Below are 23873 nucleotides of genomic sequence, written 5' to 3'. Positions count from 1 at the left end.
TCTCCTTTAACCCAGGTCGCCGAAGCGGACCTGCAGAGCGGTAATGGCGGTGAGCGCTGTGGTTTCGGTACGCAGAACGCGTGGTCCCAGCAGAATATCAGTAAATCCGTGGTCGGTGGTCATGGCGATTTCGTCGGCGGACAAACCGCCTTCCGGGCCGATCAGCAGGCGAACGCGGTCTACCGGCTGCGGCAGCGTGTTGATGCTGTGGCTGGCGCGCGGGTGCAGGTTGAGTTTCAGGCTGCCGTCCTGCTCGGCGCACCAGGCCTCCAGCGACATCGCCTCGCGGATTTCGGGAATGCGGTTGCGGCCGCACTGTTCGCAGGCGGCGATGGCGATCTTCTGCCATTGTTGGATTTTCTTCGCCAGACGCTCGCCGTCCAACTTGACGCCGCAGCGCTCGGAAAACAGCGGGGTGATGACGTTGACGCCCAGCTCGATGGATTTCTGGATGGTGAACTCCATCTTCTCGCCGCGCGAGATCACCTGGCCCAGATGCAGGTTGAGCGGCGATTCGATGTCCTCCACGCGGGCGTCGCCAAGGCGCACCAGCACGCTCTTTTTGTCCACCCGGACTATCTCGGCGTCGAACACCTGGTTGCTGCCGTCGAACAGCTGCAGCGCCTGGCCGGCGCTCATGCGCAGCACGCGCCCGACGTGGTTGGCGGCGTCCTCGCTGAGGGCGATCTCCGCCCGGTCGGTCAACGGCTGCGGATGGTAAATGCGGGGTATGCGCATGGGTAGTCTGATCCTGACGAAACGGCGCCGCGGGTTGGCGGCGCCATGAAAGATAAAGGCTATAGTAGGTTAGCTTTTCCGCTGCTGACAAGCCTGTTGAATATAGGGGTTGTGGTTGCCCTGCACCTTGGCGATACGTGCTTCACGCTGACATTCCCATTGGCTCACCGGATATTGCCGGTTCCACACCTCGAACAGTTGGGTTTGCTGGCGTGACAGCCGCAGCTGGTAGCGATCGCGCATGTAGAAGTAGGTGCGGGCAATGGCGCCGCGGGCGCGGGCGGGCGGCTCCGCCTGTTTATTCTTGAAGTCCACCTTCATTGGGCACTGCCCGTATTGGCCTGCGCCGCCGTTCCATTGGCTGTACATGAAGTTGTTGCGGTCGCCGTTCACTTCGCCGATCGCCGGCTGCAGGTTGTGCAGATCGGTTTCTATCTGGCGATAGGTGGCGTCCTTATTGCAGTTTTTGCGTCCGCCGTCTTGCCAGCACTGCAGTTGGTGGCCGAACTGCCAGGCCGGCACCACGTGTTCCCACTCGATGCGCTGCGCGCGCTGGGCGTTTTTACGCACCTGATAGCCGCAGCCGGCGAGATCCGGGATGCCCTTCTTGCCTTGCCAGTCGATGCGGCAGCCGCAGTAAAAGCTGCCCGGCGCATCCCGGTTAATCTTGGCCGCCGCCGCTTTGGCCTGAGAGAAGTTATTGATGCCGTGCGCCTGTACGGCGCCTGCGGCGAAAACCGCCATAAACAAAATTCTGCGAAGCATATTCCAAAACAGCTCAAAATTGGAAAAGCAGGCAGGGTAACGGAACTTGCCGGTAGTGGCAAATGGCGATATTTGCTTGTTTTAACGTATAAATCGTTTAACTAAAGGTTCTCGCTAGCAAGAAATTTCAGTTTTTCGCCGCACCGGCGACAGCGGTATTCGCTTTCGCCGCGCAGCACGCGGTTATGGCGGCGAATGGTGAGCTGGTGCTGCCCACAGGCGCAGCGGTAGGGGAAGGTCTTGCTTTGCACCGAGGCGGTTTCGAAACGGTGAGTGCGGCTGGCGGGCGTCAGCAGCACGCTTTCCATCATCCAGCGCCATTCGCGGCCGTGCGGCGCCACCCGGCCGAATTGGCGAAACACCAGCAGGTGCGCCAGTTCGTGCGGCACCACTTCATCGATAAACGGCTGTTGGTTTTCCAGCAGCAGCACCGGGTTCAGGCGGATTTCCCAGCTTTGCAGCCAGGCGGTGCCCGCGCTGGTGCCGCGTTGCTGATAGACGATGCTGGGTTCGGGGAACTCGACGGCAAAATGCCGGCGGGCCAACTGCAGCTTTTCTCGCAGGCAGCGCATCACCGCTTGTTGCAGCGCGATGGGGATTCTCGGTTTGTTCATTGCGGCTAGCTTAAGCAATGGCGCGGCGGCTGACAATACGCACCGGCGCAAATCGCATCCGGCGCTTTTTCGCCACATTGATAAAGCGATCGCCACCGATGGATTGTAATCAATGTGTTAACTGCGGGATAATAAAGCGTGCATGATGAGCCTGTACCCGCAGTTCTCACCGAGCAAGGTTGAAACGCCGCCTGTGGCAATCCCTTACGCAAAGAGCGGTTATTTTGCGATTTGGCGCAATAACTGACTGATTAAAAATACGTAAGGTGAAGGCAGTTTTTTGACAAGGCGCCGCCTCGCGCGCCGCAAGTGTGAATTTAACGCAGCTGATGTTGCAAGTGAGAGATCAATGTCGAATAAACCGTTCCACTATCAAGATCCGTTCCCGCTGAAGAAAGACGATACCGAATATTACCTGCTGAGCCGCGACCACGTTTCCGTGAGCGAGTTTGAAGGCCAGGAAATACTGAAAGTTGCCCCTGAAGCGTTAACCCTGCTTGCCCAGCATGCGTTCCACGACGCGTCGTTCATGCTGCGCCCGGCGCACCAACAGCAGGTGGCCGATATCCTCAAAGATCCGGACGCCAGCGAAAACGACAAGTACGTTGCGCTGCAATTTCTGCGTAACTCAGAAATCGCCGCCAAGGGTATTTTACCGACTTGCCAGGACACCGGCACGGCGATCATCGTCGGCAAAAAGGGCCAGCGCGTCTGGACCGGCGGCGGCGATGAAGAAGCGTTGTCGCGTGGGGTGTACAACACCTACATCGAAGAGAACCTGCGCTATTCGCAGAACGCCGCGCTGGATATGTACAAAGAGGTCAATACCGGCAGCAACCTGCCGGCGCAGATCGATCTCTACAGCGTGGACGGCGAAGAGTACAAGTTCCTGTGCATCGCCAAGGGCGGCGGTTCAGCCAACAAAACCTATCTGTATCAGGAAACCAAGGCGCTGCTGTCGCCGGGCAAGCTGAAAAACTACCTGGTCGACAAGATGCGCACGCTGGGCACTGCGGCCTGCCCGCCGTACCACGTGGCGTTCGTCATCGGCGGCACCTCGGCGGAAGCGACGCTGAAAACAGTCAAACTGGCCTCGACCAAGTATTACGATGGCCTGCCGACCGAAGGCAACGAGCATGGTCAGGCGTTCCGCGATCTGGAACTCGAAGCGGAATTGCTGCAAGAGGCGCAGAACCTGGGGCTGGGCGCGCAGTTCGGCGGCAAATACTTCGCGCACGATATCCGCGTCGTGCGTCTGCCGCGCCACGGCGCCTCCTGCCCGGTCGGCATGGGCGTTTCCTGTTCGGCGGACCGCAACATCAAAGGCAAGATTAACCGCGACGGCATCTGGCTGGAAAAACTGGAGCACAATCCGGGTAAATTCATTCCTCAGGAGCTGCGCCAGGCCGGGGAAGGCGAGGCGATCAAGGTCGATCTCAACCGTCCGATGGCCGAGATCCTCAAACAGCTGTCGCAGTACCCGGTTTCCACCCGCCTGTCGCTGAGCGGCACCATCATCGTTGGCCGCGATATCGCGCACGCCAAGCTGAAAGAGCGCCTGGATCGCGGTGAGGGCCTGCCGCAGTACGTCAAGGATCACCCGATCTACTACGCCGGCCCGGCTAAAACGCCGGAAGGCTATGCGTCCGGTTCCTTGGGGCCGACCACCGCCGGGCGTATGGATTCCTACGTCGATCTGCTGCAATCTCACGGCGGCAGCATGATCATGCTGGCGAAAGGCAACCGCAGCCAGCAGGTGACGGATGCCTGCCACAAGCACGGCGGCTTCTACCTCGGCAGCATCGGCGGCCCGGCGGCGGTGCTGGCGCAGCAGAGCATCAAGAGCCTGGAGTGCGTGGAGTACCCTGAATTGGGCATGGAAGCGATCTGGAAAATCGAAGTGGAAGATTTCCCGGCGTTTATCCTGGTGGATGACAAAGGCAATGACTTCTTCCAGAAGATCCAGGCTGGCCAATGCGCCAGCTGCCTGAAATAAGCGTTGCCCCCTTCGCCGCTCGCGGGCGGTGAAGGGGGACTGTGTAAAGTCCTGTAGCTTGCTGGACGGCGAGTTTTAACCTGTATACCCTACGCGGATAGCACTAAAATTCGACTAATGGAATATCGGTAACATAAGGTTCGGCAAGCACATGGGAACGCAGGAAAGTCACATCAAGGAATTGCTGGTCTGGATTGAAGACAACCTGACCAATCCGCTGTCGTTGGATATCGTTTCCGCCAAGTCAGGCTATACGAAATGGTACCTGCAGCGCATGTTCAAGAAGCAGACCGGATTGTCGTTAGCCTCCTACATCCGCGCTCGTCGCCTCTACCTCGCCGCCTTCGCCTTGCGCTTCACGCAGAAGAGCATTCTGGACATTTCGGTTGAATATCAATTCGATAATCAGCAGACGTTCTCGCGCTGTTTCAAGAAACACTTCGCCGAGTCGCCCAGCGTTTATCGTCATGCCCGCAAACAGGACTTCAGCAATCTGGTGCGTTCACTCGCGGCCAGCCAGCCCGGCGATATTGAGGTTGAACGCGTCAGCATCGCCAGAGGGCAATACGCTTTTCACGGCAAGCAGTACGCTTACCACCTGGACATAGAGAGGTTGGATAAGTCGCATCTGCCGCAGCGCAGCGCGCTGCGGGCGCAGTTTTACACCTTGTTGGGCGAGCGCCCGACGCAAACCTATTCGTTTACCCAACTGGTGCCGGACGGCGAGCGGGTCAGGGTCGACTATACCCTGGGCGTGACGACGGACTATCCGCTGCGTGAAGGCGTGACGCTGGAGCCGCTGCCGGAGATCCACGGCGAGTTTTGCCGTTTTCGCTATTCCGGCAAGCCGGTGGCGCTCAATGATCACATCATTAAAATTTACACGCAGGTGCTGCCCGAAATGGGGCTGGCCCGCGGTGACGGGCCGGACATGACGGTGTTCAGCTATTCGCTGAGCGGGAAAGAGGAGCTGCATCTGGAGCTGCAGCATCTGGTGCCGGTGGTGCCGCTGCACTGATCCCGTCGGCGGCCGGCCGCCGGTTTTTCTGCTGCACGATCGCCGCCATCACCGCCAGGGCGATCTCCGCCGGCGTTTTGCTGCCCAGCGGCAGGCCGATCGGCGCATGGATGCGTTCCAACTCCTGCGGCGTGAATTCGGCAATCTGCTGCAACCGCTGGCGCCGCCGCGCGCTGTTTCTCAGCGATCCCATGGCGCCGATGTAAAACGCCGGAGTGTGGATCGCTTCCATCAGCGTTAGATCGTCCATACGCGGATCGTGGGTCAGCGCCACGACGGCGGTATTGGCGTGGCAACCGCCGTCCTCAATGAACTTGGCCGGAAACTGGCGCAGCAGCGTCACGCCCGGTTTTAACTCGGCGGCGAAGTTATCCAGCGCCTCCGGGCGATTCTCGCAAACCAGCACCTCAAACCCCAGCGCCACGGCGAAATCGGCGCAGTACAGCGCCACGCTGGACAGCCCAGCGATCAGCAGGCGCGGTGCAGCCGCGATATGCAGGGTAATCTGTTCGAGCCGGCGTTCCACCTGGGTGGCGCTGGTGAAATGACTCTGCTCGAGGCTGTGGCAGGCGTGGGGCAGCGTCAGGCGTTTGATCAACGCGTGATGCCCTTCCAGCGCGCCGGCGATGCGTCGCAGGTAAGCGACGCTGGCTTCTCCCGCCGGCAGATACTCGATCAGCACGTCCAGCACGCCGCCGCACGGCAGCGCCACGTTGGGCGTCATACCGCCTTCGCCGTAACGGATCACCTGGCTGGCCGCCTGATACTCCCCGGCGGCTACGCGGCGCAGAAAGTCCTCCTCCACGCACCCGCCCGACAACGAACCGCTGTAGCGGCCGTCGCGGGTCGCCGCCATCAGCGCGCCCGGCGAGCGCGGCGAAGAACCATAGGTGCTGAGGACGGTGCATAACCAGACCGGCTGGTGTTGCAGCCAGCTTATCGCCTGGCTGACCACGGTGACATCAAGATGTTGCATAGGTGAATTTACTCGCTGGCCGGAAGTTGCGATGGAAGATCAATATCCTGCACGACGCCGGGGTGCTCAAGTGGCAACAGGTGCACCGTTGCGCCTTGCAGCAGCCCACGGGCGCCATTATCGCCGCGCAGTTGGCAAAGTTGTTTGCGCAATAGGGCGGAAAAGCCGACCGGGTGACCGGGCTGTTGCGCATAGCTGGGGCGTACGATCGCGTGTTGCCGTAAGGCGCTCGCCACCTGCCGGAAGACATCGGCGCCGACGAACGGCATATCGGCCAGATGAATCAGCCAGCCTTGCCAGTGCGGCGTGGCCGCAACGCCTGCGGCGATCGAGTCGCCGAGGCCCGCGCTGGCGAGCAGGGTAACCGGCACCTGATTGGCGGCGCAGGCTGCCAGCACCGGCAGATTATCCGGACGGGTCACCACCTGCACCGGCAGCTCGGAAGCCAGCGCCTGGCGCAGGGTGTGTTCGAACAGCGAACGCCGCTCGCCCACCGCATCGGCAAACCCGGCGTTCAGTTTGTTGCCCTGGCCGCCGGCCCGAATAAAGCGCTCCCCGCGTCCGGCGGCGGTAATAATGATGCCCGTGATCATGGTTCAAGCCCGCGTTTGCGCAAATTATTTATTAGCGTACAAACCTTATGTGTTTTGCAAATGTTTTTTTGTTGAAAACAGCCTGTTAATCATCACATAATTTTAGTTATAAGCATATGCTTATGACGTCTACGGCAAGGTCGTCAGCGTTTGCGCAACAACACCGCGAACAAAAACCAATTACAAGAAAGACGTGAAGGACTTATTTATGAGCAATTTCAACCCGTCGCGGCGTCGCTTTATCAAAAGCGCCGTGATTGCGGGGGTATCCGTGTACCTCGCGCCCCTGTACAGCCGCGCCTACGCCGCGCTGTTCGAGCAAAAAATCCTCCAGTCGCCCAATTGGGATCCGCAGGCCAAGCGCGTGCGTTTCCGTATCGACGGCCGCGCCAAGGTCATGGGGCAGAAGGTGTTCGCGCGCGACATCCGCGCGGTGGACATGCCGCACTGGCCGCAGAAACAGGCGCACGCCTTCATTCTGCGCGTGACCAAGGCCGACCGGTTGTTCGAAGGGGTCGATCTGTCGCTGTTGGGGGACGATCTGCAGCCGGATCGCCTGGTGACGGCGGAAGATCTGGCGCGCGACGGCCTGGCCTTTCCGGCGTTCTACGGTGATGACATGCTGCTGCCGAGCGGCAAAACCCCGGCCTACCTCGGCCAGGCGGTGGCGATCCTGATCTATCACGACTTCGCCCGTTTCCGCTTCGCCAAGGACAAGCTGAAATTCCGCGAAGAAACCATCAAATACGGCGCGGTGACCGGCCCGCTCGAGCGCGATCCCTGGGGCAGCTTCCGCTATGTGCGGGTGGGGGGAGAACAGCCGTTCGACGACGATCGCTTCTCCAGCCTGAAGGACACGCCGATCTTCCCGGTGTCGATGAAAAAACACCTGCCGGTGTGGCCGGAAGGGCGCGAGGGCGGCAAGCTGGATCAGGAGGGCATGCGCTATGCAGGGATGATCGCCGACGAGTTGGCGAATCCGCCGGCCGACTGGCTGGTAATGTCGCGCCGCTACACCACGCAGTCGATAGACACCTCGGCGCTGGAGCCGGACAACGCCAACGGCTGGTTCGACGCGCAGACGCAAACCCTGCATCTGGTGGTGCCGACGCAGTCGCCGCAGGAAGTGGCCGACGAGATGCCGCGCATGCTGGCCAAGCGCAATCCGCCGGTGAAACAGCTGATCCTGCACCCGTGCTACACCGTGGGCTACGGCTCGAAAGACCACTACAACTTCCCGTATTACGGCGCGGTGGCGGCGATGTACGGCGACGGTCACCCGGTGCGCCTGGCCAACGATCGCTTCGAACAGTTCCAGACGGCGTTGAAGCGCCACGCGTTCGACATGAACTACCGCATCGCGGTGAATAAGCAGACCGGCGTCATGCAGTCGTTCCTCGGTGACATGACCGCGGACGGCGGCGGCCGCAGCAACTTTACCCCTTCGGTGGTGATGGTCGGCGCAACCGCCGCCCAGTCGATTTACTACTTCCCGAAAAGCGATCTGTCGTCGGTCGGGCTGGCTTCACGCGCCATCGACGCTGGTTCGGCGCGCGGTTACGGCACGCTGCAGAGCATGGCCGCCACCGAGATGATGGTGGATGAGTTGGCCGCCGAGCTGAAGATTGACCCGATCGAGTTCCGCCTGCGCAACGTGCTGAAATCCGGCATGAAAAACACCCAGGGGGCGATCCCGGCCGGTGCGATCCGCGCCGATGAAGTACTGGAAAAGGCGGCGAAGCATGAGATATGGCTTAAGCGCGCCGAACGCAAGGCCGAGTTTGAGAGCCGTCATCCCGGCAAGCGCTATGGCGTCGGCTTCGGCTGCGTGCAGAAAGACTTCGGCACCGGGGCGGAAACCTCGTTCGCCCGGGTGGAGCTGAGCGAAGACGGCCGCATCATCCTGCATCACAGTGGCGCGGAGATGGGCACCGGCATGTCGACCTCGCAGTCGGTATTGTGCGCGCAGTGGCTGGGCAAACCGGCCGACGAAGCGCACTTCTCGGTCACCGACTGGTCGGTATTGCCGATGGTCACCAGCGGCGATCCTTACCTGATGTCGCAGGAAGAGCAGGACAAGCTGCAAACCAACCCCAACTGGACGCCGAGCTACTGTTCGCCGTCGAGCGCCAGCAACTCGGCCTATTACTTCTCGCACAGCACCCGCGAAGCGGCGCGCCTGATCTTCGATCACGGCCTGTGGCCGGCGGCGATGGCGCTGTGGCAGGCTGGTATCGGCGGCGGCCAGGCGGCGCCGTTGGTGGTGCGGCGCGAAGATGCGCGTTGGGTCGAAGGCGGCCTGACGGCGGCGGGCATGTCGGTGCTGAGCCTCGAGCTGCTGGCCAAGACGGCTTATCAGATGGGCGGCGTCACCGGCGCGGCGGTGCATGTGTTCAACCGCTGGCAGTGGGCGGAGGCCGATTTCACGTTGAACGGCAAAAGCGAACGCCTGCCGATCGACGGCATGGCGCTGCGCAACGCCGGCGGCGAATTCAAACCGCTGGCGCGCGGGCAGGTCTACTACCCGCCGACCCAGCGCAACAATGCGGCGGTGACCTACTACAGCGCCGTCGGCACGCTGGCGGAAGTGGCGGTGGATATCGCCACCGGCCAGGTGGAGTTGCTGAATCACCACTCAATCATGGAGTGTGGCAACCTGATCGTGCCGGAACTGGTTTCCGGCCAACTGCAGGGCGGGCTGGCGATGGGCATCGGCCATGCGCTGCACGAATATTTACCGCTGTACGAAGACGGCCCGGGCAACGGCACCTGGAACTTCAACCGTTACCACCTGCCGCGCGCCAGCGACGTGGCGGTATGGAAACAGAGCGGCGACATCCTGCCGGCGCTGTCGGAAACCGATCCGCCGAAAGGCATGGCGGAAGTGGTGATGATCCCGATCGTGGCCGCACTGGTCAACGCCATTGCCGACGCCACCGGCCACCGTTTCCGTGATTTGCCCGTTCGTGCAGAAAATATTCGTGAGGTATTACAATGAGCATTAAAACCCAGCCGATTTCCCTGACCATCAACGAGAAACAGTACGGCCCGATCGAGGTGCCGGAAGGCTTGATGATGATCGATTTCCTGCACGAGTATCTCGATTTGACCGGTTCGCGCCTCGGCTGCGGGCAGGGCATTTGCCACGCCTGCGTGGCTATTGTCGATCACCCGAGCGGCACCAGCGAAGAGGTGCGCACCTGCATCACCGGCGCGCATTTCTTCAACGGCAAGAAAGTGCGCACCGTCGAAGGCCACGCCAGGGTGGACGAACAGGGGGAGGTGGTTGAGCTGTCGCCGATCCAGCAGGCGTTTCTGGAGCACTACAGCTTCCAGTGCGGCTACTGCACGCCAGGCTTCGTCAACGCCGCCACCATCTTCGTGGAAAAGCTCAAGCGTGAGCCGATCGCCCGCGATCAGCTGGAGAACGCCATCGAGCAGGCGCTGGACAGCCACATCTGCCGCTGCACCGGCTACGTGCGCTACTACGAAGCGGTGCGCGACGTGGTGCTGAAAACGCCGGGCCTGCTGAAGGAGACGGCGCAATGAAAAAACGTCTCGCAATGTTGATTGTGCTGGTGGCGATCGTGGTGATTGCGCTGTTGTGGTGGCGGGAAAACCGCCGTTACGACGGCCCGGTGCAGCAGGTGACCGCCAGCGCCGAACAGATCGCGCGCGGCCGCTATCTGGCGCAGGCCGCCGACTGCGCCGCCTGCCATACCGCCAGCGGCGGGGCGCCGTTGGCCGGCGGCTATCCGCTGGACACGCCGTTCGGCACGATTTACGGCAGCAACCTGACGCCGTCGGCCGACCACGGCATCGGGCGCTGGAGCAAGGACGACTTCTTCCTGGCGCTGACGCAGGGCGTGGCGCCGGGCGGACGGCACCTGTACCCGGCGATGCCTTACACCTCGTACAAGGGCATTTCGCGTCAGGACGCCGATGACATCTACGCTTACCTGATGACGCGCCCGGCGGTGGACGTGGCCATTCCGGCCAACGACATGCCGTTCCCGTTCAACCAGCGCATGGCGCTGATCGGCTGGAATCTGCTGTTCCGCAGCCAGGATCCGCTGCCGGCCAGTTCGCAGGGCAGCTCGCCGCAATGGCAGCGCGGCCGCTATCTGGCCGACGTGCTGGGCCACTGTGGCGAATGCCACACGCCGCGCGGCGCGCTGGGACAGATGGATCTCGGCAAGCCGATGCAGGGCGGCGATCTCGGCCGCTTCATGGCGCCGGACATTACGCCGCACGGCTTGGCGCAGCGCGGCTGGACGCCGCAGGACGTCAGCCGCTTCCTCGGCACTGGCCTCGCGCCGCAGGGTTCGGCCTTCAGTGAGATGCATATGGTGGTGGATCTCAGCACCCGTCATTTGACGCCGGAAGATCATCAGGCGCTGGCGCTGTATCTGATGGGCGAGCAGCCGCCGGCGGCGGTGCCGGTGAAAATGGGCCAGGGCAGCGATGCCGGGCGCATGACCTATCTGGATCAGTGCGCCGGTTGCCATGCGCGCGAAGGTGAGGGCAAACCGCATGTGGCACCGGCGATGCGCGATAACGCCACGCTGCGCCAGGCGGACGGCAAGAACCTGATCGTGTCGGTGCTGGACGGCCTGCCGGCCCAGCAGTTCCCGAACGGTGAAAGCATGCAGAGTATGCCGGGCTTCGGCGAGCGTCTGAGCGATGCTGAAGTGGCGGAACTGGTGAATTACCTGCGGGTGACCTGGGGCGGTTTGCCGGCGGACGTCACCGCCGAGCAGGTGAAAGCGCTGCGCAAGTAAGCGGCGTTCAGACGAAAAAAATGGCCCGCATCTGCGGGCCATTTTATTGCGCGGTCACGGGATTCAACGGCTGGTGACGCCGTCGACACGTTGGCTGCGCTGTTTGATGGCGTAACCGACTGCCAGGATCGCCACCCATACCGGGATCAGCAGCACCGAGATTTGAATGCCCGGCGTCAGGTACATGATCACCAGGATGCCGGCCATGAACAGCAGGCACAGGTAGTTGCTGAACGGGTACCAGAACGCTTTGAACTTCGGCACCACGCCTTCGCGGTTTTTGGCGGCGCGGAATTTCAGGTGCGCCAGGCTGATCATCGCCCAGTTGATCACCAGCGCCGATACCACTAACGCCATCAGCAGTTCGAAGGCGCGGCCCGGGATCAGGTAGTTAATCAGCACGCACAGCGCGGTGGCGAGGGCGGAAATGCCGATGGCTACCACCGGCACGCCGCGGCCGTCGACCTTCAGCAGGCTTTTCGGGCCGTTGCCCTGCTGCGCCAAGCCGTACAGCATGCGGCTGTTGCAGTAGACGCAGCTGTTGTAGACCGACAGCGCGGCGGTGAGCACCACGATGTTCAGCACGGTCGCCACCAGGTTGCTGTTCAGCGCGTGGAAGATCAGCACGAACGGGCTGCCGCCTTCAACCACTTTGCCCCACGGGTACAGCGACAGCAGAATGGCCAGCGAACCGATATAGAAGATCAGGATGCGGTAGATCACCTGATTGGTGGCTTTCGGAATGCTTTTTTGCGGGTTGTCGGCTTCGGCGGCGGTGATGCCGACCAGCTCGAGGCCGCCGAAGGAGAACATGATCACCGCCATCGCCATCACCAGGCCCATGACGCCGTTCGGGAAGAACCCGCCCTGCGCCCACAGGTTGGTGACGGTGGCTTCCGGGCCGCCCATGCCGCTGAACAGCAGGTAGGCGCCGAACACGATCATGCCGATAATCGCCACCACTTTGATGATGGCGAACCAGAACTCCATCTCGCCGTAAACTTTCACGTTGGCTAGGTTGATGGCATTGATCGCCAGGAAGAATACCGCGGCGGAAACCCAGGTGGGGATCTCCGGCCACCAGTACTGTACGTAGATGCCGACCGCCGTCAGCTCCGCCATCGCCACCAGGACATACAGCACCCAATAGTTCCAGCCGGAGGCGAAGCCGGCGAAGTTGCCCCAGTATTTGTAGGCGAAGTGGCTGAAGGAACCGGCGACCGGTTCTTCCACCACCATTTCCCCCAGCTGGCGCATGATCAGAAACGCGATGAAGCCGCCGATGGCGTAGCCGAGGAGCACTGACGGGCCGGCCATTTTTATTGTTTGAGCGATACCGAGAAATAACCCGGTGCCGATTGCGCCACCTAAGGCGATGAGCTGAATATGGCGGTTTTTCAGGCCGCGCTTCAGCTGGTCACCATGCTGTTGACCATCCATCAATCTAACCCTCTGTCGTTGTGAATGCCCACCTGCCTGTAAAGCAGTGGTTACGATGTGTGTTTTGTTTTATTTACGGCGTTATAGCTATTAATTCCACGGCGCCGCTACCGTTTGGCAGAGAATAATGTTATGCGCGTCGGTTTGCACCTGCTTTGTCGTGTGAGTGATTAAGATTGCAGCAGTTTAGGAAACAAAATGCGGGTTGTGTGACGGCAGGGGGGATTCAGTGCATGAAATAAGCAACAAATCACATAATGCGCAAAAATAACGTAGATCTGAACGGTGGGCCGCGTTCAAATAATGAACGAACCGCCGTTGCGCTGTTCGCCAAATAGCCATTCATTAAAGCGTAATAACCATGCAATAAAACTCGGGCAAAAAGTTTGCACTCTGCCTTGCGTAAGGTTTGGTAAAAGTTAAATCCCCAACCCGCCGCGTAAATGGTAATACCATCACGGCGTTACCGGTTTGCAGCGGGGTTTTCAGCGGGGTGTTAAAATGTGCGGGTAACCTGATTTCGATCAAGGCCCGTATGGACAGGAGGTGAATACTTTGTTACTTTACCGTCACGTTTTTGAAATTGGTATTACCAATTGACTCCGCGCCATTCGCAGAGAAGAATTCACTCATGGCCTACAGCAAAATCCGCCAACCCAAGTTGTCAGATGTTATCGAGCAACAGCTCGAATACCTGATCCTCGAGGGGACACTGCGCCCAGGCGAAAAACTGCCTCCGGAGCGCGAGCTGGCGAAACAATTTGATGTCTCCCGTCCTTCTCTGAGAGAGGCCATTCAGCGCCTTGAAGCGAAAGGGCTGCTCCTGCGCCGTCAGGGCGGCGGCACCTTCGTGCAAACTAATCTGTGGCAGAGCTTCAGCGATCCGCTGGCCGAGCTGCTGGCCGACCATCCCGAATCACAGTTCGATCTGCTGGAAACCCGTCACGCGCTGGAAGGCATTGCCGCCTATTACGCGGCGCTGCGCGGCACCGATGAAGATCTGGCGCGCATCCGCGACTGCCACATCGTGATTCAACAGGCTCAAGACAGCGGCGATCTCGACGCCGAAGCCGATGCGGTCATGCAGTATCAAATCGCCGTGACTGAAGCCGCTCACAACGTTGTGTTACTTCACCTGCTACGCTGCATGGGGCCGATGCTGGAACAGAACGTGCGTCAGAACTTTGAATTGCTCTACTCGCGCCGTGAGATGTTGGCAAAAGTGAGCAGCCACCGCGCCGGAATTTTTGAGGCGATTGTGGCACGCGAGCCGGAAAAGGCCCGTGAAGCCTCGCATCGCCACTTGGCGTTTATCGAGGAAATCTTGCTGGATCTCAGCCGGGAGCATACTCGGCGCGAGAGATCGCTGCGGCGTCTCCAGCAACGCAAGGATTAAGAGCTGTCCTCTTCAGGGTACACCAGCCTGCGGGGGTTAAGTTCGAGGTACTTAGTTAAGTACTTAAGCGGCAACTAAACTGATGGGCCTGTCTTCGTGTGTTTTGGCACAGAACACAGGAAGACAGGCTCCAAACAAACCATTAGACAGATAAGGAATACCACCATGTCAGAACGTTTAAACAATGACGTGGATCCGATCGAAACCCGCGACTGGCTGCAGGCGATCGAATCGGTCATCCGTGAAGAGGGTGTTGAGCGAGCTCAGTTTCTGATTGATCAGGTATTGGGAGAAGCCCGCAAAGGCGGCGTTAACGTTGCGGCCGGTGCTGCAGCGCACAACTACGTCAACACCATCGCGGTAGAAGACGAACCGGCTTACCCAGGCAACCTGGATCTGGAACGCCGCATTCGCTCTGCGATCCGTTGGAACGCGATCATGACCGTTCTGCGCGCATCCAAGAAAGACCTGGAGCTGGGCGGCCACATGGCTTCCTTCCAGTCTTCCGCGACCTTCTATGAAGTCTGCTTTAACCACTTCTTCCGCGCACGCAACGAGAAAGACGGCGGCGACCTGGTCTACTTCCAGGGCCACATCTCTCCGGGCGTTTACGCGCGCGCCTTCCTTGAAGGCCGCCTGACCGAAGAACAGATGAACAACTTCCGTCAGGAAGTGCACGGCAACGGCCTGTCCTCTTACCCGCATCCTAAGTTGATGCCGGAATTCTGGCAGTTCCCGACCGTATCCATGGGCCTGGGCCCAATCAGCGCCATCTATCAGGCGAAGTTCCTGAAATACCTGGAACACCGCGGCCTGAAAGACACCTCTGAGCAGACCGTTTACGCCTTCCTGGGCGACGGTGAGATGGATGAGCCGGAATCCAAAGGCGCCATCACCATCGCCACCCGCGAGAAGCTGGACAACCTGGTGTTCGTCATCAACTGCAACCTGCAGCGCCTGGACGGCCCGGTCACCGGTAACGGCAAGATCATCAACGAACTGGAAGGCATCTTCTCCGGCGCAGGCTGGCAAGTGCTGAAAGTGATCTGGGGCGGCCGTTGGGATGAGCTGCTGCGCAAAGACACCAGCGGTAAACTGGTTCAGCTGATGAACGAGACCCTGGACGGCGACTACCAGACCTTCAAATCCAAAGACGGCGCTTACGTGCGCGAGCACTTCTTCGGCCGTTACCCGGAGACCGCGGCGCTGGTCAAAGACATGACCGACGACGAAATCTGGGCGCTGAACCGTGGTGGTCACGATCCGAAGAAAATCTTCGCTGCACTGAAAAAAGCGCAGGACACCAAAGGCAAACCGACCGTTATCCTGGCCCACACCATCAAAGGTTACGGCATGGGTGAAACCGCGGAAGGTAAAAACATCGCTCACCAGGTGAAGAAAATGAACATGGAAGGGGTTCACCACTTCCGCGATCGTTTCAACGTGCCGGTTGCCGATGCTGACATCGAAAAACTGCCGTACATCACCTTCGAGAAAGAGTCCGAAGAGTACAAATACCTGCACGAACGTCGCCAGGCGCTGAAAGGCTACGTGCCGACGCGTCTGCCTGAGTTCACCCAGAAGCTGGAAATGCCGGCGCTGGAAGATTTCAGCTCGCTGCTGGAAGAGCAGAACAAAGAGATCTCCACCACTATCGCCTTCGTGCGTGCCCTGAACGTGATGCTGAAGAACAAGTCGATCAAAGATCGCCTGGTGCCAATCATCGCCGACGAAGCGCGTACCTTCGGTATGGAAGGTCTGTTCCGTCAGATCGGTATCTACAGCCCGAACGGCCAGCAGTACACTCCGCAGGACCGTGAGCAGGTTGCTTACTACAAAGAAGACGAGAAAGGCCAAATCCTGCAGGAAGGCATCAACGAACTGGGCGCAGCCTCTTCCTGGCTGGCCGCAGCGACGTCCTACAGCACCAACGATCTGCCGATGATTCCGTTCTACATCTACTACTCGATGTTCGGTTTCCAGCGTATCGGCGACCTGTGCTGGGCAGCGGGCGACCAACAGGCGCGCGGCTTCCTGATCGGCGGGACCTCGGGCCGTACTACCCTGAACGGCGAAGGTCTGCAGCACGAAGATGGCCACAGCCACATTCAGTCTCTGACCATCCCTAACTGCATCTCTTACGATCCGGCTTACGCGTACGAAGTGGCGGTGATCATGCACGACGGTCTGGTGCGCATGTATGGCGACAACCCGGAAAACGTGTACTACTACCTGACCACGCTGAACGAAAACTACCACATGCCTGCGATGCCGCAGGGTGCGGAAGAAGGTATCCGCAAGGGTATCTACAAGCTGGAAACGCTGGAAGGCAGCAAAGGCAAGGTGCAGCTGCTGGGCTCCGGCGCCATCCTGCGCCACGTGCGCGAAGCTGCGCAGATCCTGGCGAAGGACTACGGCGTGGGTTCCGACACCTACAGCGTGACCTCGTTCACCGAACTGGCGCGCGACGGCCAGGATTGCGAGCGTTGGAACATGCTGCACCCAACCGAAGCGCCACGCGTGCCTTACATCGCTCAGGTGATGAACGACGCGCCGGCGGTAGCCTCTACCGACTACATGAAACTGTTCGCCGAACAGGTTCGTACTTATGTGCCGGCCAGCGATTATCGCGTACTGGGCACCGACGGCTTCGGTCGTTCGGACAGCCGCGAAAACCTGCGTCACCACTTCGAAGTCGATGCGTCCTACGTGGTGGTTGCTGCTCTGGGTGAACTGGCTAAACGCGGTGAGATCGAAGCTTCCGTGGTTGCTGATGCAATCAAGAAATTCGACATCAACCCGGAAAAAGTTAACCCGCGTCTGGCCTAAGAGGTACTGAATAATGTCTATCGAAATCAACGTACCGGACATCGGTGCAGATGAAGTCGAAATCACCGAGATTCTGGTGAAGGTCGGCGATAAAGTTGAAGCGGAACAATCGCTGATCACCGTGGAAGGCGACAAGGCTTCCATGGAAGTGCCCTCCCCGCAGGCGGGCGTGGTGAAAGAGATCAAAGTGGCGGTCGGCGATAAAACCGAAACCGGCAAACTGATCATGATCTTCGAAGCGGCAGGCGCAGCGGAAGCTGCACCGGCGGCGAAAGCGGAAGAAAAACCGGCAGCAGCAGCTGCTCCGGCTGCCGCTGCGGCCAAAGACGTTGCCGTGCCGGATATCGGCGCTGACGAAGTCGAAGTGACCGAGATCCTGGTGAAAGTGGGCGACAAGGTGGAAGCCGAGCAGTCCCTGATCACTGTGGAAGGCGACAAGGCTTCCATGGAAGTCCCTGCGCCGTTCGCGGGCACCGTGAAAGAGATCAAGATCGCGACCGGCGACAAAGTGAAAACCGGTTCCCTGATCATGGTGTTCGAAGTGGCCGGCGCCGCTTCCGCTGCGGCCCCGGCTGCGGCGCAAGCACCGGCTGCCGCCGCAGCGCCTGCGGCCTCTGCGGCTAAAGACGTCGCCGTGCCGGATATCGGCGGTGACGAAGTCGAAGTGACCGAGGTGATGGTCAAGGTGGGCGACAAGGTTGCCGCCGAGCAGTCTCTGATCACCGTGGAAGGCGACAAGGCCTCCATGGAAGTGCCAGCGCCGTTCGCGGGCACCGTGAAAGAGATCAAGATCGCGACCGGCGACAAAGTGAAAACCGGCTCCCTGATCATGGTGTTCGAAGTGGAAGGCGCTGCGCCTGCCGCTGCCGCCGCTCCAGCCGCTAAAGCGGACGCTGCGCCGGCGCCGGCCGCCGCTAAAGCCGCCGCTCCGGCTGCGAAAGCTGAAGACAAAGGCGAGTTCGCCGAGAACGCGGCCTACGTGCACGCGACTCCGGTCATTCGTCGTCTGGCGCGTGAATTCGGCGTTAACCTGGCGAAAGTGAAAGGCACCGGTCGTAAAGGCCGCATCCTGCGCGAAGACGTTCAGGCTTACGTGAAAGACGCGGTGAAACGCGCTGAAGCGGCCCCGGCTGCTGCCGGCGGCGGTCTGCCAGGCATGCTGCCATGGCCGAAAGTGGACTTCAGCAAGTTCGGCGAGATCGAAGAAGTCGAAATGGGCCGCATCCAGAAGATCTCTGGCGCGAACCTGAGCCGCAACTGGGTGATGATCCCGCACGTGACTCACTTCGACAAAACCGACATCACCGATCTGGAAGCGTTCCGCAAGCAGCAGAACGAAGAAGCGGCCAAGCGCAAGCTGGACGTGAAGTTCACGCCTGTCGTGTTCATCATGAAAGCTGTCGCTGCCGCTCTGGAGCAGATGCCGCGCTTCAACAGCTCGCTGTCCGAAGACGGTCAGAAGCTGACGCTGAAGAAATACATCAACATCGGCGTGGCGGTAGATACCCCGAACGGCCTGGTGGTTCCGGTGTTCAAGGACGTGAACAAGAAGAGCATCACCGAGCTGTCTCGCGAGCTGATGACCATCTCCAAGAAAGCGCGCGACGGCAAGCTGACCGCGGGCGAGATGCAGGGCGGCTGCTTCACCATCTCCAGCCTGGGCGGCATCGGGACAACTCACTTCGCGCCGATCGTCAACGCGCCGGAAGTGGCTATCCTGGGTGTCTCCAAGTCTGCGATGGAGCCGGTCTGGAACGGTAAAGAGTTCATGCCGCGCCTGATGATGCCGATGTCGCTGTCCTTCGACCACCGCGTTATCGACGGTGCCGATGGTGCGCGCTTCATCACCATCATCAACAACATGTTGTCCGACATTCGCCGTCTGGTGATGTAATGCAAAAGGGGCGCAGCATGCTGCGCCCCTGACGATTCTGTAGCAGTTTTGTCGGATTTTGCATAACTCGACAAAATTGTTGAGACACGGGTCACTCGAACACGCTTTGCAGATTATTAACAATTCTGTAAACTGCTCGCGGTGTAAGCGTCCCGGTGGATGAAGGGCGTTATGAGATCGATTAGCAATAAAAATGACGTCTGACCCGCCGGACAATCAATTAAGAGGTCATGATGAGTACTGAAATTAAAACTCAGGTCGTGGTACTTGGGGCGGGCCCGGCAGGTTACTCTGCAGCCTTTCGTTGCGCTGACTTAGGTCTTGAAACCGTTCTGGTTGAACGTTATTCCACTCTGGGCGGGGTTTGCCTGAACGTGGGATGTATCCCTTCCAAAGCACTGCTGCACGTTGCCAAAGTGATCGAAGAAGCCAAAGCGTTGGCCGAACACGGCATCGTTTTCGGCGAGCCGAAAACCGACATCGACAAAGTGCGCGTCTGGAAAGAAAAAGTCATTACTCAGCTGACCGGCGGTCTGGCTGGCATGGCGAAAGGCCGTAAAGTGAAAGTGGTCAACGGCCTGGGCAAGTTCACCGGCGCTAACACCTTGGTTGTTGAAGGCGAAAACGGCCCAACCACCATCAACTTCGACAACGCCATCATCGCTGCAGGTTCTCGTCCGATCCAACTGCCATTCATTCCTCATGAAGATCCACGCGTGTGGGATTCTACCGATGCGCTGGCGCTGAAAACCGTCCCAGAGCGTCTGCTGGTTATGGGCGGCGGCATCATCGGCCTGGAAATGGGCACCGTATACCATGCGCTGGGTTCACAGATCGACGTCGTTGAAATGTTCGATCAGGTTATCCCGGCGGCAGATAAAGACGTGGTGAAAGTCTTCACCAAACGTATCAGCAAGCAGTTCAACCTGATGCTGGAAACCAAAGTGACCGCGGTAGAAGCCAAAGAAGACGGCATCTACGTCACGATGGAAGGTAAAAAAGCGCCGGCAGAGCCACAGCGTTACGACGCGGTGCTGGTGGCGATCGGCCGCGTGCCGAATGGCAAACTGCTGGATGCCGGCAAAGCCGGTGTTGAAGTTGACGAGCGTGGCTTCATCAACGTCGACAAACAGCTGCGCACCAACGTGCCGCACATCTTCGCCATCGGCGACATCGTCGGCCAGCCGATGCTGGCGCACAAAGGCGTGCACGAAGGCCACGTCGCCGCAGAAGTTATCGCCGGCATGAAGCACTACTTCGATCCGAAAGTGATCCCATCCATCGCTTACACCGAGCCGGAAGTGGCGTGGGTGGGTCTGACCGAGAAAGAAGCGAAAGAGAAAGGCATCAGCTACGAAACCTCCACCTTCCCGTGGGCGGCTTCCGGCCGTGCGATCGCTTCCGACTGTGCAGACGGCATGACCAAACTGATCTTCGACAAAGAAACTCACCGCATCATCGGTGGCGCGATTGTCGGCACCAACGGCGGCGAGCTGCTGGGTGAAATCGGTCTGGCTATCGAGATGGGCTGCGACGCGGAAGACATCGCGCTGACCATCCACGCTCACCCGACCCTGCACGAATCCGTGGGCCTGGCGGCGGAAATCTACGAAGGCAGCATCACCGACCTGCCTAACCCGAAAGCCAAGAAGAAGTAATTCTGCTGGTTTGACCGGTTAACAAGCGGCTCCTGAGAAGGGGCCGTTTTTTTTGCTCAGATGCAGAACGCGGTTTTTTGTGGCCGCTGCGCCAAATTCCGATCCTCATGCTTATATCCTTTTTAATTATGTGGATATAATGCCCTGTTTGTCCGGCAGCCGATTACGCTGCGCTCAACGATTCAGCAAAGATTTAATGTTGCTTTTATGTGAACGAATTAACAACCGTTTCAAATCCTGATATGCTGGCTGAGCGGAACCGGGCACTGTACCTTACAGTCCAGGACATCGACAGCAGTGCCCCGTCAGGATAGATGGCATCAATATCGCCGTGCGCTCTACCCATCAGTCTTTCATGCTGTAACGCTGTTTGACCGTGCTTGTTTGCCCCAATCACCGTTTCGGGGCCTTTACGGGCCGATCGCCTAGCCACAGAGTGAAACCCAAAGGGTATAAACCCGGTTTGCATATACGCCAGGCACAATAAATGACAATGAGAGCGAGGAGAACGTCGTGCTAGAAGAATACCGTAAGCACGTAGCCGAGCGTGCTGCTGAGGGCATCGCCCCTAAGCCGCTAGACGCCACCCAAATGGCCGCGCTGGTCGAACTACTGAAGAATCCGCCAAAAGGCGAAGAAGAATTCCTGTTAGACCTGCTGATTAACCGTGTTCCACCGGGCGTCGACGAAGCCGCCTACGTCAAAGCAGGTTTCCTGGCGGCCATCGCCAAAGGTGAAGCGACATCCCCCCTGGTTACCCCCGAGAAAGCCATTGAACTGTTAGGCACCATGCAGGGCGGCTATAACATTCATCCGCTGATCGAAGCCCTGGACAACGAAAAGCTGGCGCCGATCGCCGCCAAAGCGCTGTCCCACACGCTGCTGATGTTCGACAACTTCTACGATGTGGAAGAGAAGGCGAAAGCCGGCAACGCGCACGCCAAGCAGATCATGCAGTCCTGGGCCGATGCCGAATGGTACCTGTCGCGCCCGGAGCTGGCGGAAAAGATCACCGTCACCGTGTTCAAAGTGACCGGCGAAACCAACACCGATGACCTGTCTCCGGCGCCGGACGCCTGGTCGCGCCCGGATATCCCGCTGCACGCGCTGGCGATGCTGAAAAACGAACGTGAAGGCATCGTGCCGGATCAGCCGGGCAGCGTCGGCCCGATCAAACAGATCGAGCTGCTGAACAAGAAAGGCTTCCCGCTGGCCTACGTCGGCGACGTGGTCGGCACCGGTTCCTCCCGTAAATCCGCCACCAACTCGGTGCTGTGGTTCATGGGCGACGACATCCCGCACGTGCCGAACAAGCGCGGCGGTGGCGTGGTGCTGGGCGGCAAGATTGCGCCTATCTTCTTCAACACCATGGAAGATGCCGGCGCCTTGCCGATCGAAGTGGACGTGTCCGAGCTGAACATGGGCGACGTGATCGACGTTTACCCGTACAAAGGTGAAGTGCGCAACCACGAAACCGGCGCGCTGATCGCCAACTTCGAGCTGAAAACCGACGTGCTGCTGGATGAAGTGCGCGCCGGCGGCCGTATCCCGCTGATCATCGGCCGTGGCCTGACCACCAAGGCGCGCGAAGCGCTGGGTCTGCCGCACAGCGACGTGTTCCGCATCGCCAAACCGGTAGCCGCCAGCAACAAAGGCTTCTCGCTGGCGCAGAAAATGGTCGGCCGCGCCTGCGGCGTCGCCGGCATTCGCCCTGGCGAATACTGCGAGCCGAAGATGACCTCCGTCGGCTCTCAGGACACCACCGGCCCGATGACCCGCGATGAGCTGAAAGACCTGGCCTGCCTCGGCTTCTCCGCCGATCTGGTCATGCAGTCGTTCTGCCACACCGCCGCGTACCCGAAACCGGTCGACGTGACCACGCACCACACGCTGCCTGACTTCATCATGAACCGCGGCGGCGTCTCGCTGCGCCCGGGCGACGGCGTGATCCACTCCTGGCTGAACCGCATGCTGCTGCCTGACACCGTCGGCACCGGCGGCGATTCCCACACCCGCTTCCCGATCGGCATCTCCTTCCCGGCCGGTTCCGGCCTGGTGGCGTTTGCCGCCGCGACCGGCGTGATGCCGCTGGATATGCCTGAGTCGGTGCTGGTGCGCTTCAAAGGCAAAATGCAGCCGGGCATCACCCTGCGCGATCTGGTGCACGCCATCCCTTACTACGCGATCCAGCAGGGGCTGCTGACCGTCGAGAAGAAGGGCAAGAAAAACATCTTCTCCGGCCGCATTCTGGAGATCGAAGGCCTGCCGGATCTGAAGGTCGAGCAGGCGTTTGAGCTGACCGATGCGTCCGCCGAACGTTCCGCCGCCGGTTGTACCATCAAGCTGGACAAGGCGCCGATTGAAGAGTACCTGAACTCCAACATCGTGCTGCTGAAGTGGATGATCTCCGAAGGCTACGGCGATCGCCGTACGCTGGAGCGCCGTATTCAGGGCATGGAAAAATGGCTGGCGGATCCGCAGCTGCTGGAAGGCGATGCGGATGCGGAATACGCAGCGGTGATCGACATCGATCTGAACGAGATCAAAGAGCCGATCCTGTGTGCGCCGAACGATCCTGACGATGCGCGCCTGCTGTCTGACGTGGCCAACAGCAAAATCGATGAAGTGTTCATCGGTTCTTGCATGACCAACATCGGCCACTTCCGCGCGGCGGGCAAGCTGCTGGATCAGCACAAGGGCCAGCTGCCGACCCGTCTGTGGGTGGCGCCGCCAACCAAGATGGATGCGGCTCAGCTGACTGAAGAAGGCTACTACAGCGTCTTCGGCAAGAGCGGCGCGCGTATCGAGATCCCGGGCTGCTCGCTGTGCATGGGCAACCAGGCGCGCGTGGCGGACGGCGCGACGGTGGTTTCCACCTCAACCCGTAACTTCCCGAACCGTCTGGGCACCGGCGCCAACGTCTATCTGGCGTCTGCCGAACTGGCCGCGGTAGCGTCCCTGCTGGGCCGCCTGCCGACGCCGGACGAGTACCAGACCTATATGGCGCAGGTCGATAAGACGGCGGCGGATACCTACCGCTACCTGAACTTTGACCAACTGGGTCAGTACACCGAAAAAGCCGACGGCGTGATCTTCCAAACCGCCGTGTAAGCCGCTATATTGCGCAACTGTTTAACGGGAGGCCTTGGCCTCCCGTTTTATTTTGCTCAGTTGC

Annotated in this window: 16 protein-coding genes; 10 read left to right on the top strand and 6 right to left on the bottom strand. The window is 59.9% G+C overall.

Annotation, left to right across the window (positions count from 1 at the left end; all coding sequences use genetic code 11):
- Window positions 1-6: 6 nt before the first annotated feature.
- From rsmE to CPH57_RS17280, 3 genes are all read right to left on the bottom strand, one after another.
- Window positions 7-738, bottom strand: coding sequence for a 16S rRNA (uracil(1498)-N(3))-methyltransferase (gene rsmE, locus CPH57_RS17290; RefSeq protein WP_033644679.1), 732 nt, complete (start codon window positions 736-738; stop codon window positions 7-9).
- 69 nt (window positions 739-807) lie between these two features.
- Window positions 808-1503 carry a deoxyribonuclease I gene (endA, locus tag CPH57_RS17285; protein ID WP_033644681.1) on the bottom strand — a complete coding sequence of 232 codons (696 nt, stop codon included), beginning with the start codon at window positions 1501-1503 and terminating at the stop codon, window positions 808-810.
- Between the two features lie 101 nt (window positions 1504-1604).
- Entirely contained in the window at window positions 1605-2117 is a 513-nt protein-coding gene (locus tag CPH57_RS17280) for a SprT family zinc-dependent metalloprotease (RefSeq protein ID WP_033644682.1), read from the bottom strand.
- Between the two features lie 349 nt (window positions 2118-2466).
- Here CPH57_RS17280 and fumA point away from each other — a divergent pair, with 349 nt between their 5' ends.
- Both fumA and CPH57_RS17270 read left to right on the top strand, forming a co-directional pair.
- Window positions 2467-4113, top strand: coding sequence for a class I fumarate hydratase FumA (gene fumA / locus CPH57_RS17275; RefSeq protein ID WP_033644683.1), 1647 nt, complete (start codon window positions 2467-2469; stop codon window positions 4111-4113).
- A 151-nt stretch (window positions 4114-4264) separates the two neighbouring features.
- The gene (locus tag CPH57_RS17270) at window positions 4265-5131 is read left to right on the top strand and encodes a helix-turn-helix domain-containing protein (protein ID WP_096242593.1); all 867 of its coding nucleotides are present in this window, start codon (window positions 4265-4267) and stop codon (window positions 5129-5131) included.
- Here CPH57_RS17270 and CPH57_RS17265 read toward each other — a convergent pair.
- Both CPH57_RS17265 and CPH57_RS17260 read right to left on the bottom strand, forming a co-directional pair.
- On the bottom strand, window positions 5055-6107 hold the full coding sequence (locus CPH57_RS17265; protein WP_047573689.1) for an XdhC family protein: 1053 nt from the start codon (window positions 6105-6107) through the stop codon (window positions 5055-5057). The two genes, CPH57_RS17270 and CPH57_RS17265, sit on opposite strands and share 77 nt — an antisense overlap.
- Window positions 6108-6115: 8 nt before the next feature.
- Window positions 6116-6700, bottom strand: coding sequence for an NTP transferase domain-containing protein (locus CPH57_RS17260; RefSeq protein ID WP_089197422.1), 585 nt, complete (start codon window positions 6698-6700; stop codon window positions 6116-6118).
- A 208-nt stretch (window positions 6701-6908) separates the two neighbouring features.
- On the opposite strand from CPH57_RS17260, the gene CPH57_RS17255 reads away from it, so the two are divergent.
- The 3 genes from CPH57_RS17255 to CPH57_RS17245 are packed head-to-tail and all read left to right on the top strand — an operon-like array spanning window position 6909 to window position 11481.
- A complete protein-coding gene (locus CPH57_RS17255; RefSeq protein ID WP_047026450.1) occupies window positions 6909-9698 on the top strand; it encodes a xanthine dehydrogenase family protein molybdopterin-binding subunit in 2790 nt (929 codons plus the stop codon).
- Window positions 9695-10249, top strand: coding sequence for a (2Fe-2S)-binding protein (locus CPH57_RS17250; protein WP_015379038.1), 555 nt, complete (start codon window positions 9695-9697; stop codon window positions 10247-10249). The genes CPH57_RS17255 and CPH57_RS17250 overlap by 4 nt, the downstream gene beginning before the upstream one ends.
- Window positions 10246-11481 (top strand): cytochrome c, encoded by a 1236-nt coding sequence (locus tag CPH57_RS17245; protein WP_033644689.1) that lies wholly within the window; start codon window positions 10246-10248, stop codon window positions 11479-11481. Before CPH57_RS17250 ends, CPH57_RS17245 begins: the two co-directional genes overlap by 4 nt.
- A 63-nt stretch (window positions 11482-11544) precedes the next feature.
- Here CPH57_RS17245 and CPH57_RS17240 read toward each other — a convergent pair whose 3' ends face one another.
- A complete protein-coding gene (locus CPH57_RS17240) occupies window positions 11545-12921 on the bottom strand; it encodes an amino acid permease (RefSeq protein WP_004937488.1) in 1377 nt (458 codons plus the stop codon).
- 631 nt (window positions 12922-13552) lie between these two features.
- Between CPH57_RS17240 and pdhR the strand changes: the two genes are divergently transcribed.
- The 5 genes from pdhR to acnB all read left to right on the top strand — a co-directional run bounded on the left by pdhR (window position 13553) and on the right by acnB (window position 23809).
- A complete protein-coding gene (gene pdhR / locus CPH57_RS17235; protein ID WP_004937490.1) occupies window positions 13553-14317 on the top strand; it encodes a pyruvate dehydrogenase complex transcriptional repressor PdhR in 765 nt (254 codons plus the stop codon).
- A gap of 165 nt (window positions 14318-14482) precedes the next feature.
- Complete coding sequence (gene aceE / locus CPH57_RS17230; RefSeq protein ID WP_033644690.1) at window positions 14483-17146, top strand: pyruvate dehydrogenase (acetyl-transferring), homodimeric type; 2664 nt, start codon at window positions 14483-14485, stop codon at window positions 17144-17146.
- A gap of 13 nt (window positions 17147-17159) precedes the next feature.
- The gene (gene aceF, locus CPH57_RS17225; RefSeq protein ID WP_033644691.1) at window positions 17160-19040 is read left to right on the top strand and encodes a pyruvate dehydrogenase complex dihydrolipoyllysine-residue acetyltransferase; all 1881 of its coding nucleotides are present in this window, start codon (window positions 17160-17162) and stop codon (window positions 19038-19040) included.
- 233 nt (window positions 19041-19273) lie between these two features.
- A complete protein-coding gene (lpdA, locus tag CPH57_RS17220) occupies window positions 19274-20698 on the top strand; it encodes a dihydrolipoyl dehydrogenase (RefSeq protein WP_033644926.1) in 1425 nt (474 codons plus the stop codon).
- 513 nt (window positions 20699-21211) lie between these two features.
- Window positions 21212-23809, top strand: coding sequence for a bifunctional aconitate hydratase 2/2-methylisocitrate dehydratase (gene acnB / locus CPH57_RS17215; protein WP_033644692.1), 2598 nt, complete (start codon window positions 21212-21214; stop codon window positions 23807-23809).
- Window positions 23810-23873 lie beyond the last annotated feature (64 nt).

This window comes from Serratia sp. JKS000199 (assembly GCF_900215455.1).
GTDB classification, from domain to species: domain Bacteria; phylum Pseudomonadota; class Gammaproteobacteria; order Enterobacterales; family Enterobacteriaceae; genus Serratia; species Serratia ureilytica.
This window is presented reverse-complemented; position numbering and strand designations above follow the sequence as displayed.

Excerpts from the sequence above, each read along its gene's own strand:
- rsmE (WP_033644679.1), bottom strand. The coding sequence starts at position 738 with ATGCGCATACCCCGCATTTACCATCCGCAGCCGTTGACCGACCGGGCG.
- endA (WP_033644681.1), bottom strand. The coding sequence starts at position 1,503 with ATGCTTCGCAGAATTTTGTTTATGGCGGTTTTCGCCGCAGGCGCCGTA.
- CPH57_RS17280 (WP_033644682.1), bottom strand. The coding sequence starts at position 2,117 with ATGAACAAACCGAGAATCCCCATCGCGCTGCAACAAGCGGTGATGCGC.
- fumA (WP_033644683.1), top strand. The coding sequence starts at position 2,467 with ATGTCGAATAAACCGTTCCACTATCAAGATCCGTTCCCGCTGAAGAAA.
- CPH57_RS17270 (WP_096242593.1), top strand. The coding sequence starts at position 4,265 with ATGGGAACGCAGGAAAGTCACATCAAGGAATTGCTGGTCTGGATTGAA.
- CPH57_RS17265 (WP_047573689.1), bottom strand. The coding sequence starts at position 6,107 with ATGCAACATCTTGATGTCACCGTGGTCAGCCAGGCGATAAGCTGGCTG.
- CPH57_RS17260 (WP_089197422.1), bottom strand. The coding sequence starts at position 6,700 with ATGATCACGGGCATCATTATTACCGCCGCCGGACGCGGGGAGCGCTTT.
- CPH57_RS17255 (WP_047026450.1), top strand. The coding sequence starts at position 6,909 with ATGAGCAATTTCAACCCGTCGCGGCGTCGCTTTATCAAAAGCGCCGTG.
- CPH57_RS17250 (WP_015379038.1), top strand. The coding sequence starts at position 9,695 with ATGAGCATTAAAACCCAGCCGATTTCCCTGACCATCAACGAGAAACAG.
- CPH57_RS17245 (WP_033644689.1), top strand. The coding sequence starts at position 10,246 with ATGAAAAAACGTCTCGCAATGTTGATTGTGCTGGTGGCGATCGTGGTG.
- CPH57_RS17240 (WP_004937488.1), bottom strand. The coding sequence starts at position 12,921 with ATGGATGGTCAACAGCATGGTGACCAGCTGAAGCGCGGCCTGAAAAAC.
- pdhR (WP_004937490.1), top strand. The coding sequence starts at position 13,553 with ATGGCCTACAGCAAAATCCGCCAACCCAAGTTGTCAGATGTTATCGAG.
- aceE (WP_033644690.1), top strand. The coding sequence starts at position 14,483 with ATGTCAGAACGTTTAAACAATGACGTGGATCCGATCGAAACCCGCGAC.
- aceF (WP_033644691.1), top strand. The coding sequence starts at position 17,160 with ATGTCTATCGAAATCAACGTACCGGACATCGGTGCAGATGAAGTCGAA.
- lpdA (WP_033644926.1), top strand. The coding sequence starts at position 19,274 with ATGAGTACTGAAATTAAAACTCAGGTCGTGGTACTTGGGGCGGGCCCG.